This is a genomic window from Nocardioides sp. J9 (assembly GCF_007829375.1).
In the GTDB taxonomy this organism is placed as follows: Bacteria; Actinomycetota; Actinomycetes; order Propionibacteriales; family Nocardioidaceae; genus Nocardioides.
The window spans coordinates 1-15,550 of record NZ_VLJQ01000138.1; the positions used below are offsets into that span (position 1 = coordinate 1).

The 15,550-nt window shown below is 73.8% G+C and carries 19 protein-coding genes; 8 read left to right on the top strand and 11 right to left on the bottom strand.

Annotated features, from left to right (window positions below):
• Positions 1–290 precede the first annotated feature (290 nt).
• Entirely contained in the window at positions 291–551 is a 261-nt protein-coding gene (locus L615_RS22595; protein ID WP_261376830.1) for a DUF6752 domain-containing protein, read from the top strand.
• A gap of 13 nt (positions 552–564) precedes the next feature.
• Here L615_RS22595 and L615_RS22600 read toward each other — a convergent pair whose 3' ends face one another.
• From L615_RS22600 to L615_RS22615, 4 genes are all read right to left on the bottom strand, one after another.
• On the bottom strand, positions 565–1,413 hold the full coding sequence (locus L615_RS22600; protein WP_261376831.1) for a DUF3097 domain-containing protein: 849 nt from the start codon (positions 1,411–1,413) through the stop codon (positions 565–567).
• 104 nt (positions 1,414–1,517) lie between these two features.
• Positions 1,518–1,727 carry a hypothetical protein gene (locus tag L615_RS22605; protein ID WP_145726591.1) on the bottom strand — a complete coding sequence of 70 codons (210 nt, stop codon included), beginning with the start codon at positions 1,725–1,727 and terminating at the stop codon, positions 1,518–1,520.
• 28 nt (positions 1,728–1,755) lie between these two features.
• Positions 1,756–2,601: an MBL fold metallo-hydrolase gene (locus tag L615_RS22610; protein WP_261376832.1), complete on the bottom strand. Its 846-nt coding sequence runs from the start codon at positions 2,599–2,601 to the stop codon at positions 1,756–1,758.
• 19 nt (positions 2,602–2,620) lie between these two features.
• Positions 2,621–3,067, bottom strand: a complete 447-nt coding sequence (locus L615_RS22615) for a hypothetical protein (RefSeq protein WP_145726594.1) — start codon at positions 3,065–3,067, stop codon at positions 2,621–2,623.
• A gap of 326 nt (positions 3,068–3,393) precedes the next feature.
• Here L615_RS22615 and hrcA point away from each other — a divergent pair, with 326 nt between their 5' ends.
• The 3 genes from hrcA to L615_RS22630 are packed head-to-tail and all read left to right on the top strand — an operon-like array spanning position 3,394 to position 6,374.
• Positions 3,394–4,425: a heat-inducible transcriptional repressor HrcA gene (gene hrcA, locus L615_RS22620; RefSeq protein WP_028655753.1), complete on the top strand. Its 1,032-nt coding sequence runs from the start codon at positions 3,394–3,396 to the stop codon at positions 4,423–4,425.
• A 29-nt stretch (positions 4,426–4,454) separates the two neighbouring features.
• Positions 4,455–5,621 (top strand): molecular chaperone DnaJ, encoded by a 1,167-nt coding sequence (gene dnaJ / locus L615_RS22625; protein WP_028655754.1) that lies wholly within the window; start codon positions 4,455–4,457, stop codon positions 5,619–5,621.
• Between the two features lie 9 nt (positions 5,622–5,630).
• A complete protein-coding gene (locus L615_RS22630; RefSeq protein ID WP_028655755.1) occupies positions 5,631–6,374 on the top strand; it encodes a 16S rRNA (uracil(1498)-N(3))-methyltransferase in 744 nt (247 codons plus the stop codon).
• Here the strand turns inward: L615_RS22630 and L615_RS22635 are convergent, their stop codons facing one another.
• The 4 genes from L615_RS22635 to L615_RS22650 are packed head-to-tail and all read right to left on the bottom strand — an operon-like array spanning position 6,375 to position 9,916.
• Complete coding sequence (locus L615_RS22635) at positions 6,375–7,424, bottom strand: winged helix DNA-binding domain-containing protein (protein WP_036517727.1); 1,050 nt, start codon at positions 7,422–7,424, stop codon at positions 6,375–6,377.
• The gene (locus L615_RS22640) at positions 7,421–8,362 is read right to left on the bottom strand and encodes a Gmad2 immunoglobulin-like domain-containing protein (protein WP_028655756.1); all 942 of its coding nucleotides are present in this window, start codon (positions 8,360–8,362) and stop codon (positions 7,421–7,423) included. Before L615_RS22640 ends, L615_RS22635 begins: the two co-directional genes overlap by 4 nt.
• Positions 8,363–8,393: 31 nt before the next feature.
• Entirely contained in the window at positions 8,394–9,329 is a 936-nt protein-coding gene (locus tag L615_RS22645; RefSeq protein ID WP_028655757.1) for a Gmad2 immunoglobulin-like domain-containing protein, read from the bottom strand.
• Complete coding sequence (locus L615_RS22650; RefSeq protein WP_232221767.1) at positions 9,329–9,916, bottom strand: SigE family RNA polymerase sigma factor; 588 nt, start codon at positions 9,914–9,916, stop codon at positions 9,329–9,331. Before L615_RS22650 ends, L615_RS22645 begins: the two co-directional genes overlap by 1 nt.
• A 67-nt stretch (positions 9,917–9,983) precedes the next feature.
• On the opposite strand from L615_RS22650, the gene L615_RS22655 reads away from it, so the two are divergent.
• The 4 genes from L615_RS22655 to L615_RS22670 all read left to right on the top strand — a co-directional run bounded on the left by L615_RS22655 (position 9,984) and on the right by L615_RS22670 (position 13,257).
• Positions 9,984–10,328 carry an HIT domain-containing protein gene (locus L615_RS22655; protein WP_028655759.1) on the top strand — a complete coding sequence of 115 codons (345 nt, stop codon included), beginning with the start codon at positions 9,984–9,986 and terminating at the stop codon, positions 10,326–10,328.
• Between the two features lie 85 nt (positions 10,329–10,413).
• Positions 10,414–11,469 carry a PhoH family protein gene (locus L615_RS22660; RefSeq protein WP_051485795.1) on the top strand — a complete coding sequence of 352 codons (1,056 nt, stop codon included), beginning with the start codon at positions 10,414–10,416 and terminating at the stop codon, positions 11,467–11,469.
• The gene (gene ybeY / locus L615_RS22665) at positions 11,466–11,927 is read left to right on the top strand and encodes an rRNA maturation RNase YbeY (protein ID WP_028655760.1); all 462 of its coding nucleotides are present in this window, start codon (positions 11,466–11,468) and stop codon (positions 11,925–11,927) included. The genes L615_RS22660 and ybeY overlap by 4 nt, the downstream gene beginning before the upstream one ends.
• Before the next feature lie 22 nt (positions 11,928–11,949).
• Positions 11,950–13,257 (top strand): hemolysin family protein, encoded by a 1,308-nt coding sequence (locus tag L615_RS22670; RefSeq protein WP_028655761.1) that lies wholly within the window; start codon positions 11,950–11,952, stop codon positions 13,255–13,257.
• On the opposite strand, the gene L615_RS22675 is transcribed toward L615_RS22670, so the two are convergent.
• The 3 genes from L615_RS22675 to L615_RS22685 form a co-directional block, all read right to left on the bottom strand.
• Positions 13,254–14,174, bottom strand: coding sequence for an MBL fold metallo-hydrolase (locus tag L615_RS22675; RefSeq protein ID WP_145726597.1), 921 nt, complete (start codon positions 14,172–14,174; stop codon positions 13,254–13,256). The genes L615_RS22670 and L615_RS22675 overlap by 4 nt on opposite strands.
• 2 nt (positions 14,175–14,176) lie before the next feature.
• Positions 14,177–14,464, bottom strand: a complete 288-nt coding sequence (locus L615_RS22680; RefSeq protein ID WP_145726601.1) for a DUF1330 domain-containing protein — start codon at positions 14,462–14,464, stop codon at positions 14,177–14,179.
• A 723-nt stretch (positions 14,465–15,187) separates the two neighbouring features.
• Positions 15,188–15,550 (bottom strand): HNH endonuclease signature motif containing protein (locus tag L615_RS22685; RefSeq protein ID WP_222430673.1); only part of this gene is annotated, 363 nt, incomplete at its 5' end.

Below are 15,550 nucleotides of genomic sequence, written 5' to 3' on the forward strand. Positions count from 1 at the left end.
GCTGGCAGACTTCATGTCAGCCTCCTCGCTGCTAGACCCAGTGGGGAGGCACCCTCGTCTTGGTGCCGGGACGCATCTGTCTGTCAGCTCACTGATCGGCGCTCCCAGCCAGCCATCCGGTCGGCCTTGGCGCACAGCCCTGTCGACGATCACGGCGTCCCGGGTGACCGCCGGGCCCTGCAGAACTCATCGTGGACCTCAAGGGGTCGAGCGAGCAGGGCAGTGACCCGACGGCACCTGGGGTGCATCAGCGGCCCGTCCAGGACCGCCGACACGAGGAAGGTAGTCCAGTGAGCGCCCACGACCTGAAGGCCCGCCTGCGTGCGCAGGCACGCGACCGGCTGCCCGCCCCTGTCGTGGAGCGGGTCCGGGCCCGCGCCCGGCTGCACGAACGGGTCCGGGTGCTCGAGGCCGAGGTGCAGGAGAACCGGCAGCTCAACCGGCGCATCGCCGAGCTGGCCGACGTGGTCACCGAGCTGCTGGTCCCGCTCGAGGCGCGCGACCAGGCCCGGGTCGAGGAGGTCCTGGCCCGCTACCGCGAGGGGCTCTGACGGCCGCCGGGCCTCAGGAGCCGGGGGCAGTCACGAAGTCGATGAGCTCCTCGACCCGCCCGAGCAGGGCCGGGTCGAGGTCCTGGAAGCCGCGGACGCCGCCGAGGACGTGCTTCCACGCGCGGGCGATGTCGGCCTGGTCGCGGTGCGSCCAGCCGAGCTGCTGGCAGGTGCCCTTCTTCCAGTCGATGCCGCGCGGCACGGTCGGCCACGCCTCGAACCCCAGGCGCTGCGGCTTGACCGCCTGCCAGATGTCGATGAACGGGTGCCCGACGATCAGCACGTGCTGCCCGACCGGCGACTTCATGATCCCCTGGGCGATCCGGCTCTCCTTGGAGCCGGGCACGAGGTGGTCGACGAGGACGCCGACCCGCCGGCCGGGACCGGGCTTGAAGTCGCGCAGGTGGTCGGCGAGGTCGTCGACGCCGCCGAGGTACTCCACCACGACGCCCTCGATGCGCAGGTCGTCGCCCCAGACCTTCTCGACCAGCTCCGCGTCGTGCCGGCCCTCGACGAAGATCCGGCTCTGGCGGGCGACGCGCGCCTTCGCGTCGTGCACGGCGACCGAGCCGCTGGCGGTGCGCGTGGGCCTGGCCGGCGCGGCCCTGGTCACCGGGGCCGTGAGAATCACCGGCTTGCCCTCCAGCAGGAAGCCTGCCCCCAGCGGGAAGGTACGACGCTTCCGGCGCCGGTCCTCGAGGGTGACCGTGTGCAGGTCCCGGTCCACCGCGACGATCTCGCCGCACCAGTCGGTGGTGACCTCCTCGACCACCAGGCCCGGGTCGGCCGGTGTCTCCACCGCGCGGCCGCGCTTCGGCGCCCTCCAGTCACCTGACAGCACGTCGGTCCCGTAGCGATCCACGACGGACAACCGTAGGTCGTGGCGCCGCGCGGCCGGTGGTGCCGCGCCGTCGACGGGTGCGTCACACCGGGCGTCGCGGGCCGGTCGGCGACGGTCAGTGACGGTCAGATCGGCGGCTTCTGGTCCTGTGCCGCGTCGTCGCCGTCGGGCCCCTCGACCGGTTCGTCGCCCTCCTTGCCCTCGGTGAGCAGGCCCTCGACGGTCTCGCCGTCGGGCAGTCCCTCCGCGAGCGGGTTGTCCTCGTCTGCGACGAGGTCCTCGGGCAGGTCCTCGTCCGGCACGCCGAGCCGCGGTTCCTCGTTCTTCTCGCTCATGCGGGGGTGGTACCCGCATCGGCGCCGGTCAGGCCATCGGGAGCCGGCGGGCGCCGCGGGGGAGCTGGGCGTAGCCGCGGGCGACCGCGTCGTGCAGCAGGTCGACGGGCCAGGGCCACTGCGCGGAGGCGAGCGCCTCGACCTGCGGCACACCGCGGGACGCGAGGTTGCGGATGGTCTCGCCGACGGCGCGCAGGTCGTCGCACTGCTCCTCGACGAAGCGCCGGTCGACCACGGCCCCGTGGCCCGGGACCACGACCGACGCGGGCGTCAGGAGGCCGAGGACGAGGTCGAGGGTGGTCGCCCACTCCAGGGGCCAGCAGTCCGGACCCATCCCCGGCGGCGCGGACTCCTCGACGAGGTCGCCGGCGAGCAGCACGTCGGCGTCCGGCACCCGGACCACCAGGTCGCCGGCGGTGTGTCCGCGCCCGGGGTGGACCAGCTCGACCTGCCGGTCGCCGAGGTCCACGACCGCAGCGCTGGAGAAGGTGTGGTCGGCGGGCCGGACCTCGGTCGCGAGCACCTCCCCGGCACGCGGGTCGTCGGACTCCCGGAACGCCTCCTTGGCCCGCTCGCCCGCGGGGACCGTGCGTGCGGCGGCCTCCTCGGTCGCGTGGACCGGCAGCTCGCCGTACTCCTCGAGGAAGGTGGCGTTGCCGAAGGTGTGGTCGAAGTGCTCGTGGGTGTTGACCACCGCGACCGGCCGCGCGGGTCCGAGCCGCGCCAGTGCGTCGACCACCTCGCGCGCGGCGACCGCCGACGCGTGGGTGTCGACGACGACCATGCCGCGCTCGCCGCCGATCGCGGTGACGTTGAGGTCGTACCACGGGTGGCGCAGCACCCAGACCCGGTCGGCTATCTCCTCGAAACCCACAGCGGCCAGCCTAGGAGGTTCAGCACAGCCCTTCGTGGAGCTCGGACCGGAGCAGCTCGCCGAGGTCGGCAGCGCTGCGTGCGGCGCGGGGGAAGCGCAGCTCGTGCTGGTGGGCGCCGGTGGTGTCGACCCACCGCAGCACGACGCCGTCGGGGCGCAGGCCGCACAGCTGGACGCCGAGCAGGTCGCCGAGCCGGGTGCCGGCGCGGGTGGCCAGCGCGCGGCGCAGCTCGTCCTGGTGGCACTCGTTGGCGTGCTCCACGGCCCGCTGGAGGAAGCCGCGGTTGAGGTCGTGGTCGGGGGAGGTGAACGCGGCCAGCGGGACCCGGAGCCGGCCTGCGGCCGGTCCGTCCCGGCGGTCGAGGACCGCGAAGTCGAGGTCGAGCGCCACGCGGGCGCGCAGCTCGCCGCAGCACGCGCACTCCTCGGGCCCGTCGGCCACGAGGCGGCCCGACAGGGTGAGCACGGCGTCGCGGTCGGGGGAGGAGGGTGAGCCGAGGCCGCTGTGCAGGGTGAGCAGTGCGCTGCKGCSGKCSGYSGCGGCGWGCSSSWGGGCGKCGKCGSSGGSGSMGKYGAGGMCSGKSCSSMSGGACATGGCCGCTTCCTCCTGTCGTCGCTTCATTAGGTGAGCCTAACCTACCTGGTCGTGTCGTTCGAGGGGAAGGGCCGTGTCGCCGGTCCCGGGAACCGCGGGGGCGCGGGTAGGATTGGCACTCCTGCTGGCGGAGTGCCAAGACCGCCAGTGCGACAGGATCAGCTCAGCAGTCCACGAGGTTTCGTCAGGAGGTCGGCATGCAGGAGGAGCGCAGGCTCGCCGTGCTGCGGGCCATCGTCGAGGACTACGTCGCCACCGAGGAGCCGGTCGGCTCGAAGGCGCTGGTCGAGCGGCACCACCTGAAGGTCTCGCCGGCGACGATCCGCAACGACATGGCGGCGCTGGAGGACGAGGGCTACCTCACCCAGCCGCACACCAGTGCGGGCCGGGTGCCGACCGACAAGGGCTACCGGCTCTTCGTCGACCGGCTCTCGACCGTCAAGCCGATGACGTCCGCCGAGCGGCGCGCCATCGCCAGCTTCCTCGACGGGGCCGTCGACCTCGACGACGTCGTCCACCGCTCGGTGCGGCTCCTGGCCCAGCTCACCCGCCAGGTGGCGGTCGTGCAGTACCCCACCCTGTCGCGCTCGACGGTGCGCCACGTCGAGATCGTCGCGCTGACCCCGACCCGTCTGCTGCTCGTGCTGATCCTCAGCACCGGGCGCGTGGAGCAGCGCCACGTCGAGCTGGCCTCCGAGCTGAGCGAGGACGAGCTGGTCACCCTGCGCTCGCGGATCAACCGCGCGGCGACCGGCCAGGTCATCGGCGACGCCGCCGCGGCGCTCGGCGCGCTCACCCGCCCGCCGGAGGAGGGTGGCGACCCGGAGTTCGACGCCACCACCCGCACGGTCGTGGAGTCGCTGGTCGAGGCGATGAGCGACCACCGCTCCGACGAGCGCATCGTCGTGGGCGGTACGGCGAACCTCGCCCGCTTCGGCGACAGCTTCGACACCTCGATCAAGCCGCTGCTCGAGGCGCTCGAGGAGCAGGTCGTGCTCCTCAAGCTGCTCGGCGAGGCGACGAGCGGTGGCGCCGTCACCGTCCGGATCGGCGCCGAGGGCCCCTACCAGGAGCTGGCGACGACGTCCGTCGTGGCGACCGGCTACGGCCCCGACGACGCGCTCGCGTCGCTCGGCATCGTCGGCCCCACCCGCATGGACTACCCAGGAACGATGGCGGCGGTGCGCGCGGTGGCGCGCTACGTGTCGCGCATCCTCGACGAGAGCTGAGCCCCGCTCAGCCACGTGATGGAGATGAAGTGAGCCAGGACCCCTACGAGCTGCTCGGTGTCGCCCGCGACGCGGACGCCGACACCATCAAGAAGGCCTACCGCAAGCTGGCCCGCCAGCTGCACCCCGACGTCAACCCCGACGCCGAGAGCCAGGAGCGGTTCAAGCAGGTCACCGCCGCCTACGAGGTCCTCTCCGACCCGCAGAAGCGGGCTGCCTACGACCGCGGCGGCGACCCGTTCGGCGGCGGCTTCGGGGGCCAGGGCGCCGGCTTCTCGTTCACCGACATCATGGACGCCTTCTTCGGCGGCTCGCCCGGCGGTGCCGGCGGCGGCCGTGGCCCGCGGCCGCGCACGCGCCGGGGCCAGGACGCGCTGATCCGCATCGAGGTCGACCTCGCCGAGGCCGCCTTCGGCGTGGCCCGCGAGCTCAAGGTCGACACCGCCGTGCACTGCTCCACCTGTGGGGGCGAGGGCACCGCGCCCGGCACCCACCCGGTGCCGTGCGAGACCTGCCGCGGCGCGGGCGAGGTCGCCCACGTGCAGCGCTCCTTCCTCGGCGAGATCCGCACCCTGCGCCCCTGCGCCGCGTGCCGCGGCTTCGGGTCGGTCATCCCCGAGCCCTGCCGCGAGTGCGCCGGCGACGGCCGCGTCCGCTCGCGCCGCACCCTCACGGTCAAGATCCCTGCCGGCGTCGACACCGGCACCCGCGTCCAGCTCAGCGAGCAGGGCGAGGTCGGCCCCGGCGGCGGCCCCGCCGGTGACCTCTACGTCGAGATCCAGGTCGCGCAGCACCCGGTGTTCTCGCGTCACGGCAACGACCTGCACTGCACGGTCTCGGTGCCGATGACCGCCGCCGCCCTCGGGACGACGATCACCCTGCCCACGCTCGAGGCCGACCTCCCCGACGTCGAGGAGAGCGGGCTCGAGACCTCCTTCGAGCTGCCCATCCCGGCCGGCACGCAGTCCGGCCACGAGGTGGTGCTGCGCGGCATGGGCGTGCCCGGCCTGCGCGGCGGGCGCGGCGACCTGGTCGTCGCCATCGCCGTCGAGACGCCGACCCGCCTGGACCCGCGCCAGGAGGAGCTGCTGCGCGAGCTCGCCGCCATCCGTGGCGAGGAGCAGCCGTCCGGCGACGTGCGCCCGCCCCACAAGTCGGTCTTCGGCCGGCTCCGCGACGCGTTCACCGCACACTGACCTGCCGCTGTGACCCTCCCGCAGCACCTCGTGCCGACGCTCGACGGCGTCGCGCCCGGTGACACCGTGACGGTCGACGGCGACGAGGCGCACCACGCGGTCGTCGTACGACGGCTGCGGGTGGGGGAGGCCTTGCTGCTCACCGACGGCGTCGGCCGGCTGGTGACCGGTGAGGTCAGCGAGACCACCAAGAAGTCGTTCACCGTGGTCGCCCGGGAGGTCGCCGACCTGCCCGAGCCGCGCCCGCGGGTGACCGTCGTGCAGGCACTGCCCAAGGGCGACCGCGGCGAGCTGGCCGTGGAGGTGCTGACCGAGGTGGGCGTCGCCCGGGTCGTGCCGTGGGCCGCCGGCCGCAGCGTCGCGGTCTGGAAGGGCGAGCGCGCCGCGAAGTCGCTCGCGAAGTGGCAGGCCACCGCCCGGGAGGCCGCCAAGCAGGCCCGCCGCGCCTGGCACCCCGAGGTCGTCCCGCTCGCCTCCACCGACGACGTGGTGGAGCTGGTCGGCTCGGCAGACGTGGCGGTGGTGCTGCACGAGGACGCCACCGAGCCGCTGGCTGCCCTGGCCCTGCCCGCCGACGGTGACGTCGTGGTCGTCGTCGGCCCCGAGGGCGGGCTCACCGACGAGGAGGTCACCCGCCTCGTCGAGGCCGGCGGGGTCGCCGTCAGGCTCGGCACCGAGGTGCTGCGCACCTCCACCGCCGGGGTGGCGGCCGTCGCCGCCCTGCTGTCGCGGACGGGGCGCTGGGGCGCCTGATCAGCGGGCGAGCAGCGCCTCCACCAGCGCGACCTCCTCGTCCAGCCCGGCCTGCTCGGCGCGGGTGAGCGGGCGGAGCAGGTCGACGACGACCCGGTCGTCCTCGACCCGCCACAGGCCCTCGAGCCAGCCGTCGACGAAGAGCGCGCTGGCCTGCGCGCCGGTGACGCCCATCCACGCGTTGCGACGCTCGCGCTCGGTGACCCGGTCGCGGCCGGCGTGGGAGAGCCAGAGGTTGTCGTAGGTGCCGAGCAGGCGCACCGGGGCGGGCACGTCCTCGTCGGCGATCGGGGCGCCGTCGACGTCGAAGAGCACCTTGCCGTCCTCGTCCTCGTGGCGGACGAGGTCGTCCATCCCCTTGAGCACCGGCGCGAGGCGGGTGATCCCGGACCACGTCGTCACGTCGGCAGCGGTGGCGGGCCCGAAGGCGCGCAGGTAGCGGCGGACCAGGGCGGGCACGTCGGGCTCGGCCAGCGCGGCGCCGAGCCAGCGCTCGGCGAAGTCGTAGGCGACCGCGGTCGACGAGGTGGGCTTCCAGCACCCGCGTGGCGGCAGCTGGACCAGCACCTCGGCCACCCGCGCGACCTGGCCGAGCTGGCCGGCGGTGTAGTCCGGGAAGTGCTCTGCGAGGCGGGCGGCCATCGTGCGCTGGGGGAGCGGGCCGTCGGCCAGCACCTCGCGCACCGCGGCCGCGAACCGCTCCCGGTCCACGGTGCGCGCCTCCCCGATCGTCTGGCTCGACCGCAGCTCGCGCTCGCGCACCGGCGCGGCCCACACGGGCAGCGTGAGTGCGTCGGCGGGCAGGTGCAGGTGCACCGTGTCGCGCAGGCTCAGCACGCGCACCAGCTCCCGTGACTCCAGCGCGCGACTGACCTCCCACGGGTCGAGGTCGGTGAGCCGCGCCGCGAGGGAGAGGTACGGCGGCAGCGACTCCTGCGCCTGCAGCCCGACCAGGTGGTCGACCATCTCCGCGGGCGTGCGGTCCACCCGCTCCAGCAGGTGCTGGCGCAGGAGGAGGGTGCGGTTGAGCCGCCGCCGGGTGAGCCTCACTCGATCCGGATCCGCTTCGTGTCCTCGGTCGGGCCGCCGCCCTCCCCGTTGGACGGGTCGTCGGTGCGGGCGACGAAGGTGTAGCGGCCCGGCGGCAGCTTGCGCGCGTCGATCTCCACCTCCCAGGGCCAGAGCTTGTCGATCCAGCCCTCGGCCATGGCCGAGCCCTCCAGCACGACCTTGCCGCTGGCGTCCTCGACCTGCCAGATGTGCGTCGCCTCGAACGAGCTCGCCCGTCCCGAGGCGGTGAACCGCTTGCCCACCACGCTGCCCTCGGCGGGCTCGGTGATGTTGACGAGCGCGAGGACGTCGAGCTGCGGTCGCGCCTTCAGCCCGTCGCGCACGGGGATGCCCAGCAGGGTGCCGGCCGGCTGCCCGTCCAGCTCGACACGGACGGGCAGCCGCTCGCCGATCGTGCCCTGCAGCGTGTAGACGAGCTGCTGGACGGCCAGCCGCGCCCGCGCGCGGTCGAGGCGGCCGCGGGTGAGCCAGGTGTCGTCGGCCAGCCCCACCACGATGGCGTCGTCCGCCTGCTCGACGGACGCGAACCGTCCGGTGGGCCACAGCGTGCGGTAGTCGGGGTCGACCGGGTCGCCGGTGGTGACGGCGGCCGCGGCCGCCACCAGCTTGTCGACGCCGGACGCCTGGGTGAACTCCCGGAACAGCCGGTCTCCCTGCGGCGTGTCGCCGACGTAGTAGACCGGGATGACGTCGGGGCCGGGCGCGTCGGTGGGCACCTCGGTGGCCGGGTCGCTCGTCTCGGGCTGCACGGTCGGGCTCGCGGTGTCCGTCGTCGGGTCGGCGGCCTGGGACGTCGGGTCGCCGGCGGCGTCGCCCGGCTCGTCGTCGCCGCATGCGGCGAGCACGCCGAGGGCGAGCGTCGCGGCGATCGCGGCGACGGTACGACGGCGCCGGGTCAGGCTGCGGGAGGTGCTCATGGGATCGATCCTTCCGTGCAGGGGGGACTGGTCAGCGGACCGTGACCGTCCGCGTGTCCTCGGCCGGGCCGGCGTCGGTGTCGACGGCGACGACCAGCAGGTAGGTGCCGGGCGGCACCTCGGCGATGCCGGTGGTGTGCTCCCAGGCCAGGTCGTCGGGGGTGACCGTCCCGGAGGCGACGGCGACTCCCTGGTCGTCGCGGACCTCCCAGCGGACGTCGCCCTCGACGCCGTTGGCCACGGTGCCGCGCAGCGTCAGCAGGTCGTCGACCTCGTGGCCCTCGACCGGGTCGGTGATGTTGGCCGGCGCGAGGAGGCGGTTGTCGCGCGCCACCCCCTCGCCGGCGTCGGGCCCGAGGGTCGCGACGGGCGAGGAGAACGCGACCGGGAGGGTCTCGCCGACCGCCGCCTGCGCGGTGAGCACGGCCTGCTGCACGACCGGTGCGGCGGGCAGGACGCCGACGGTGGCAGAGAGCTCGACGCGGACCCGGCCGTCGCTCACCTCGACGCCGGTGAACGCGCCGGCGGGCCACCCGCTGCGGTAGTCGGGGTCGAGCGGGCCCTCGTCCTGCTCCAGCAGGCGCAGCGCGGCGAGCACCCGCGCCTCGTCGTCGGCGGCCGGTGCGACGGCGCGGAACTCGCGGAAGAGCCGCTCCCCGAGCGGGGTGTCGGCCAGGAAGTAGGTCGCGACCACCTCGTGGCGCTCGGGGGAGCCAGCGGGCTCGCCGTCGCCGGACCCGGGCAGGCCCACCGTGCCGAGCCAGCCGCCGATGCCGACCACCGCGGCGGTGGCGACGCCGGCGCCGAGGACGAGGGCCCAGAGTCGGCTGGACCGCTGCGGCCTGGGGGTGGTGCGACGCCGGATCTCGCCGAGCCGGTCCCGGGGCTCCACGTCCGCGACGGCGTCGCCGAGCGCCCGCTGCAGGTCCAGGTCGATCGGGTCGTCGGGTCCGGTGGGGTGCGCCATCACTGGCCGTCCTTCAGGTCGTGCGCGGCCAGTATGGGCCGCAGGGTGGCGGCGCCGCGCGAGGCGTGGCTCTTGACCGCGCCGCGGCTGATGCCGAGGGTCTCGGCGATCTCCGCCTCGGAGAGCTCGAGGTAGTAGCGCAGCGCCAGCACCTCGCGCTGGCGCCGGGGGAGGCGTTGCAGGGCGTCGAGCACGCTGCGCCGCCGGCTGTCGGCGAGCACCGGCTCGTCGGCCGGGGGTGCGTCGTCGACCCGGTGCTGGCGGGCCAGGTGGCGCTGGACGACGCCGCGGTGCCGCAGCGCCGACCGCGACCGGTTCACGACCGTCTGCCGCAGGTAGGCCAGCGCGCGGTCCGGGTCGTCGAGGCGTTCCCAGCGCCGGTGCAGCTCCACGAACGCGTCCTGGACGACCTCCTCGGCCTGCCCCTGGTCGCGCACGAGCAGCACGGAGAGCCGGACGAGCCGGTCCCAGTGGGCGACGTACAGCGCCTCGATCGCGGCGTCGGCGTCGCCCATCACGCGCCCCGCCGCCGCGGCGAGGCCGCCGGCGGAGACGTGGGGTGCGCCGAGCACTGCATGGATGGTCACGTTAGTTCCACGCCCGACCCCCGGAGCCGGTTGACACGGCTTCCCGGCGATCTGCCAAGGTGGCAGCGTGAGCGACCCGGACTGCCTGTTCTGCAAGATCGTCGCCGGCGAGGTCCCGGCCGAGATCGTCCACGAGGGGGAGCGGACCGTCGCGTTCCGAGACATCAACCCGCAGGCCCCGCTGCACGCGCTGGTCGTGCCGCGCGAGCACCAGCCGAACGCCGCCGCCACCGCCGACGCGGACGCGCAGGCGTTCGCCGACCTGGCCGTCGCGGCCCGCGAGGTCGCCGCCGCCGAGGGGTACGACGACTACCGGCTGGTCTTCAACACTGGTGCCGGCGCGCAGCAGACCGTCTTCCACACGCACTGCCACGTGATCGCCGGCCGGCCGCTCAGCTGGCCCCCGGGCTGACAAACGGCTGGGTCCTCGGGCGTCCCTCCCGTAGCATGGAGGGGACCGACTGCCGCTTTGAAAGGCCGCCCGCCGCCGGGCATCCATGACCGACTCAACACCCACCCCGATCACCGCCACCCGGCACACCGTCGTCGTGCCGAACAGCATCGACATGGTCACGCTCTTCGGACCCGGTGACGAGCACCTCGGCATCATCGAGAAGCGGTTCGGCGTCCAGGTCCACGTCCGCGGCAACCGGGTCACCCTCAGCGGCGACCCGCACGAGCTCGAGCTCGCGGAGAAGCTCATCGAGGAGCTCGTCGCGATCCTGCGCACCGGCCAGGGCATCACGCCCGAGGTCGTCGAGCGCGTCGAGGCGATGCTGCGTGCCCAGACGTCCACGTCCGAGCGCCCGGCCGACGTGCTGTCGGTCAACATCCTGAGCAACCGCGGCCGGTCCATCCGGCCCAAGACGCTCAACCAGAAGCGCTACGTCGAGACGATCGACAACCACACGATCACCTTCGGCATCGGCCCGGCCGGCACCGGCAAGACCTACCTGGCGATGGCCAAGGCGGTCCAGGCGCTGCAGGCCAAGCAGGTCACCCGGATCATCCTCACCCGCCCGGCCGTCGAGGCCGGCGAGCGGCTCGGCTACCTGCCCGGCACGCTCAGCGAGAAGATCGACCCCTACCTGCGCCCGCTGTACGACGCCCTGCACGACATGCTCGACCCCGAGTCCATCCCGAAGCTGCTCGCCGCGGGCACGATCGAGGTCGCCCCGCTGGCGTACATGCGCGGTCGCTCGCTCAACGACTCCTTCATCATCCTCGACGAGGCGCAGAACACCACGCCCGAGCAGATGAAGATGTTCCTGACCCGCCTGGGCTTCGGGTCCAAGATCGTGGTCACCGGCGACGTCACCCAGGTCGACCTGCCGTCGGGCACGAAGTCCGGCCTGCGCGTGGTCGAGCAGATCCTCGACGGCGTCGACGACCTCGCCTTCGTGCGGCTCACCAGCCACGACGTCGTGCGCCACAAGCTCGTCGCCCGGATCGTGGCCGCCTACGACGACTTCGACGCGCAGCGGGAGGTCCAGCGCGACCTCCGCCAGAACCGCCGGTTCGACACCGACACCACGAAGGACGACACGGAGTGAGCATCGAGATCCTCGACGAGTCCGGTTCCGGGCTCGACGTGAAGCACTTCGCGCGGCTCGCCCGCTTCGTCATGGACCAGATGCGCGTCCACCCGCTCGCCGAGCTGTGCATCAAGGCGGTCGACGAGGCCACGATCGCCGAGCTCAACGAGAAGTGGATGGAGAAGGAGGGGCCGACCGACGTCCTCGCCTTCCCGATGGACGAGCTGCGGCCCGGCCTGGTCAACGAGGAGCCCGAGGAGGGCGTCCTGGGCGACCTCGTCCTGTGCGTGTCCGTGGCCGAGAAGCAGGGTGCCGCGGCCGGGCACGGCACGCTCGCCGAGCTCGAGCTGCTCACGACGCACGGCATCCTGCACCTCCTCGGCTACGACCACGCCGAGCCCGAGGAGCACAAGGTGATGTTCGGGCTCCAGGACCAGCTGCTGGCCCAGTGGCGCGACCACCTCGCGGCCTCCTGACGCCCAGGGGTCGGGGGAAGGCATGATCGCCGGCAGTCTCTGGCCGCTCGTCGCAGCGGCCGTCCTCGTCGTCCTCGCCGGACTCTTCGCCGCCGCCGACGCGGCGCTCGCCGGCTTCTCGCGCGCCCGCGCGCAGGAGCTGCAGCAGGAGGGTCGCGGCGGCGCCCGTCGCCTCGTCGCCGTCCTCGACGACGCACCGCGCCACCTCAACACCGCGCTGCTCCTGCAGCTGCTGTGCGAGACCGCGGCCATCGTCCTGGTCACCCTGCACGTCGACGAGCACGTCGACGCCGCGTGGTGGGCCCGCGCCGCGCTGGCCATCGGCGTGATGCTCCTGGTCTCCTTCGTCGTCGTCGGCGTCGCGCCCCGCACCATGGGCCGCCAGCACTCCGAGACCGTCGCGATCTGGTCGTCGTGGCCGCTGTCCGCGCTGACCGCGGTCCTGGGCCCGGTCACCCGCGTGCTCATCCTCGTCGGCAACGCGATCACGCCGGGCCGCGGCTTCCGCGAGGGCCCGTTCTCCACGGAGACCGAGCTGCGCGAGCTCGTCGACATCGCCGAGGCCAGCGAGCTGATCGAGGCCGAGGAGCGGAAGATGATCCACTCCGTCTTCGACCTCGGCGACACCACCGTGCGCGAGGTGATGGTCCCGCGCGGCGACGTCGTCTACATCGAGGCGCACAAGAACCTGCGCCAGACCAAGTCGCTGTTCCTGCGCTCCGGCTTCTCCCGGGTGCCCGTGATCGGGGAGAACCTCGACGACGTGCGCGGCTTCGCCTACCTCAAGGACGTCGTCCGCCGCGACTTCGAGGACCCCGACGTCGAGCTCACCCAGCGGGTCGAGGAGATCATGCGCCCGGTGCACTGGGTGCCCGAGTCGAAGCCGGTCGACGACCTCCTCCGCGAGATGCAGGCGCGCCGCCAGCACGTCGCGATCGTCGTCGACGAGTACGGCGGCACCGCCGGCCTGATCACCATCGAGGACCTGCTCGAGGAGATCGTCGGCGAGATCACCGACGAGTACGACGAGGCCGAGGTCGAGGTCGAGCGGATCGGCGAGGAGGACGGCCCGGTGCGGGTCTCCTCGCGCTACCCGGTCGACGACCTCGACGAGATCTTCGGCTTCGACATCGAGGAGGAGGACGTCGACTCCGTCGGCGGCCTGCTCGCCAAGCACCTCGGCCGCGTGCCGATCCCCGGCTCGGTCGTCGAGGCCCACGGACTGCGCTTCGAGGCCGAGCGCACCGCAGGTCGCCGCAACAAGATCGGCACGGTGCTCATCTCCCGGGTCGTCGAGGACGAGCCCGCCGCCGCGGCCGAGAGGTCCTAGCCGGCCGACCTCCACGGGTCCTCGCGACGCCACAGCGTCGGCAGGTGCAGGCCGACCCGCTGGCGGCGCGCCAGGTCGCCCAGCACCTCCATCGTGACGTCGAGGTCGTCGCCCGCGTAGGGCAGCGCCCGCAGCGGCAGGTGCAGCGGCTGGAAGAAGTCGTCCCAGTGCAGCAGCACGACCTCGCGGGCCCCGGTCGCCTCGACCGTCTCGGCCCAGTAGGCACGCAGGTAGGCGCGGTCCTGGACCCCGAGCTGCCCCACCCCGAGGTAGGCCACGTCAGCCTGCCGCCCCGCCAGCGCGCCCGGGCGGAATCCGGCGCTGCCCTGCACCAGCGCCGTGCGCCCCGACGCGTGCTCCACGAGGATCGACCACGCCTCACCGCACTGGTAGGCACCCGCCCGCGCGGGTGGCACCACCGGCGCCTCGATGGTCCCGGGGTAGCGGTCCGGCGGGCAGTGCTCCGACTCGAGCCAGGTCAGCCGGAAGTCCCCGAACGCCTGTGGCTCGCCGGGGGACACGACGCGGATCCGGTCCTCCGGCAGCCCGGCACCCCGCCCGACCTGTGCCGCGGACGAGCCGCCGGCCAGCACGGCCCCGGTCCGTCGTACGACGGCGGGGGAGTCCATCGCGTGGTCGAAGTGCGTGTGCACCGGCGCCACCACCGCGAGCCGGTCGATCCCCGCCCGCCGCAGCGCCGCGTCGATGCGCGCCTCGTCCGGCGCGATCCGCCCGAGCGCCACCCGCGCCAGCGACGGCCGCGAGAAGAACCCGTCCGTCAGCGCCGCCGTCTCGCCGTCGTCGAGCAGCACTGTCGACACGCCGAGGAACGTGACGGCGAAGTCACCCGTCGCCTCCGGCACGTCGAACCGGTCGGCGTACCGGGCCAGGTCCGGCCGCCCCCGCCGCAGCCGCACGCTCAGGCCCCGGGCACGATCCGCAGGTCGCGCACCGCGCCGCCGTCCAGCGCCGCGAGCGCCTCCTGGTAGGCCGCCGAGTCGTGGGCCGCCACCGCCGCCTCGACGCTCTCGAACTCGATCAGCACGCTGCGCTGCTCCAGCCCCGCCTCGTACACCTGCTCCGGCATCCCACGCGCGAGAAACTTCCCACCCGCCTCCACGAGCGCCGGCCCCGCCAGCGCGGCGTACGCCGCCAGCTTGTCGGCGTCGAGAATCTCCCGGTAGTTGCTGATCCAGTAGGCAGGCATGGGGACATCCTGTCGCATGGCGCAGGCGCGTCGCCGGTTGTGTTCCGTAGGGTCTGTGTCCGGCGCGGTCCGGTGCGCCGGGGCCGCTGGTTTCGAGGCTCGGTGCTGGCGCGCCTCGCACCTCAACCACCGGCGTGAGCGTTGCCTCGTGGTTGGGGTCGGCGGCCGCGCACCGTAGCCCGCCCCCCGCCGTCAAGGAGCTCGCTGCGCTCGCCCGCTGCGCGGCGCCTTCGGCGTCCTTGACTGCGGGGCCCTGCCGGTCGGCTGGKCGGCGCGGKKGSCSGCMCSGRCGKCGTCCSCGCCGCCCTGTGTTGTCYGGCGCGAGCGTGTCGCCTGTCGAGGGCTGCGCGCGGGCACTCGCAAGCTCGGCCCGCACTTGCCCTCGACGCACCTTCGGCGCGGGCGCCACGCTGCCGCGCCGCAGTTGGCTCCGGTAGGTGGCACAGTCCGTCTGGCGGCAAGCCTCGGGTTCGCTTCGGCCTAACTCCCGGTGGTTGAGGTGCGACGAGCGCTAVCGAGGAGCCTCGAAACCTCCGGGCCCTGATGGCGGGCTGTGGCGGGCACAGTCGGGTGGACCGGGCCACTGGTTTCGAGGCTCGGCGCTGGGGCGCCTCGCACCTCAACCAGCGGCGGTCGGTCGGCGCTGGGGCGCCTCACACCTCGACCAGTGGCAGCGGACATGCCTGTGGCCCCGCCCGGTGGGCGGGGTGTGGGGCGGGGCGGCTAGTAGTCGTCGGGGTCGAGGGGGCGCGGGGTGTCGAGGACCCGGGGGCCCTTGGGGGTGACCAGGAAATGGCGGCCGTTGGGGGAGAGCCAGAGGTAGTGGCCGGGCTGGATGGTGACGTAGCGCCAGAGGCTGAAGGTCTTGGCGCGGTGGTGGCGTCGGCACAGGGGGACGAGGTTGCAGGGGCAGGTCGGGCCGCCGCGAGCGTGCTCGACGGAGTGGTCGAGGTCGCAGCGGGTCGCGCTGACGGTGCAGCCGGGGAAGCGGCAGGTGTGGTCGCGCAGCTGGACCCGTTGGCGGTGGCGCTCGGGGATCTCGTACGAGTCCACGGGGATGCAATCGGCCAGGTCGATCACCGGACG

What these genes read in the sequence shown, in the direction of transcription:
- hrcA (WP_028655753.1), top strand. Translation starts at nt 3,394, where the DNA reads ATGCAGGAGGAGCGCAGGCTCGCCGTGCTGCGGGCCATCGTCGAGGAC.
- L615_RS22660 (WP_051485795.1), top strand. Translation starts at nt 10,414, where the DNA reads ATGACCGACTCAACACCCACCCCGATCACCGCCACCCGGCACACCGTC.
- L615_RS22670 (WP_028655761.1), top strand. Translation starts at nt 11,950, where the DNA reads ATGATCGCCGGCAGTCTCTGGCCGCTCGTCGCAGCGGCCGTCCTCGTC.
- L615_RS22645 (WP_028655757.1), bottom strand. Translation starts at nt 9,329, where the DNA reads ATGGCGCACCCCACCGGACCCGACGACCCGATCGACCTGGACCTGCAG.
- L615_RS22605 (WP_145726591.1), bottom strand. Translation starts at nt 1,727, where the DNA reads ATGAGCGAGAAGAACGAGGAACCGCGGCTCGGCGTGCCGGACGAGGAC.
- L615_RS22640 (WP_028655756.1), bottom strand. Translation starts at nt 8,362, where the DNA reads ATGAGCACCTCCCGCAGCCTGACCCGGCGCCGTCGTACCGTCGCCGCG.
- L615_RS22680 (WP_145726601.1), bottom strand. Translation starts at nt 14,464, where the DNA reads ATGCCTGCCTACTGGATCAGCAACTACCGGGAGATTCTCGACGCCGAC.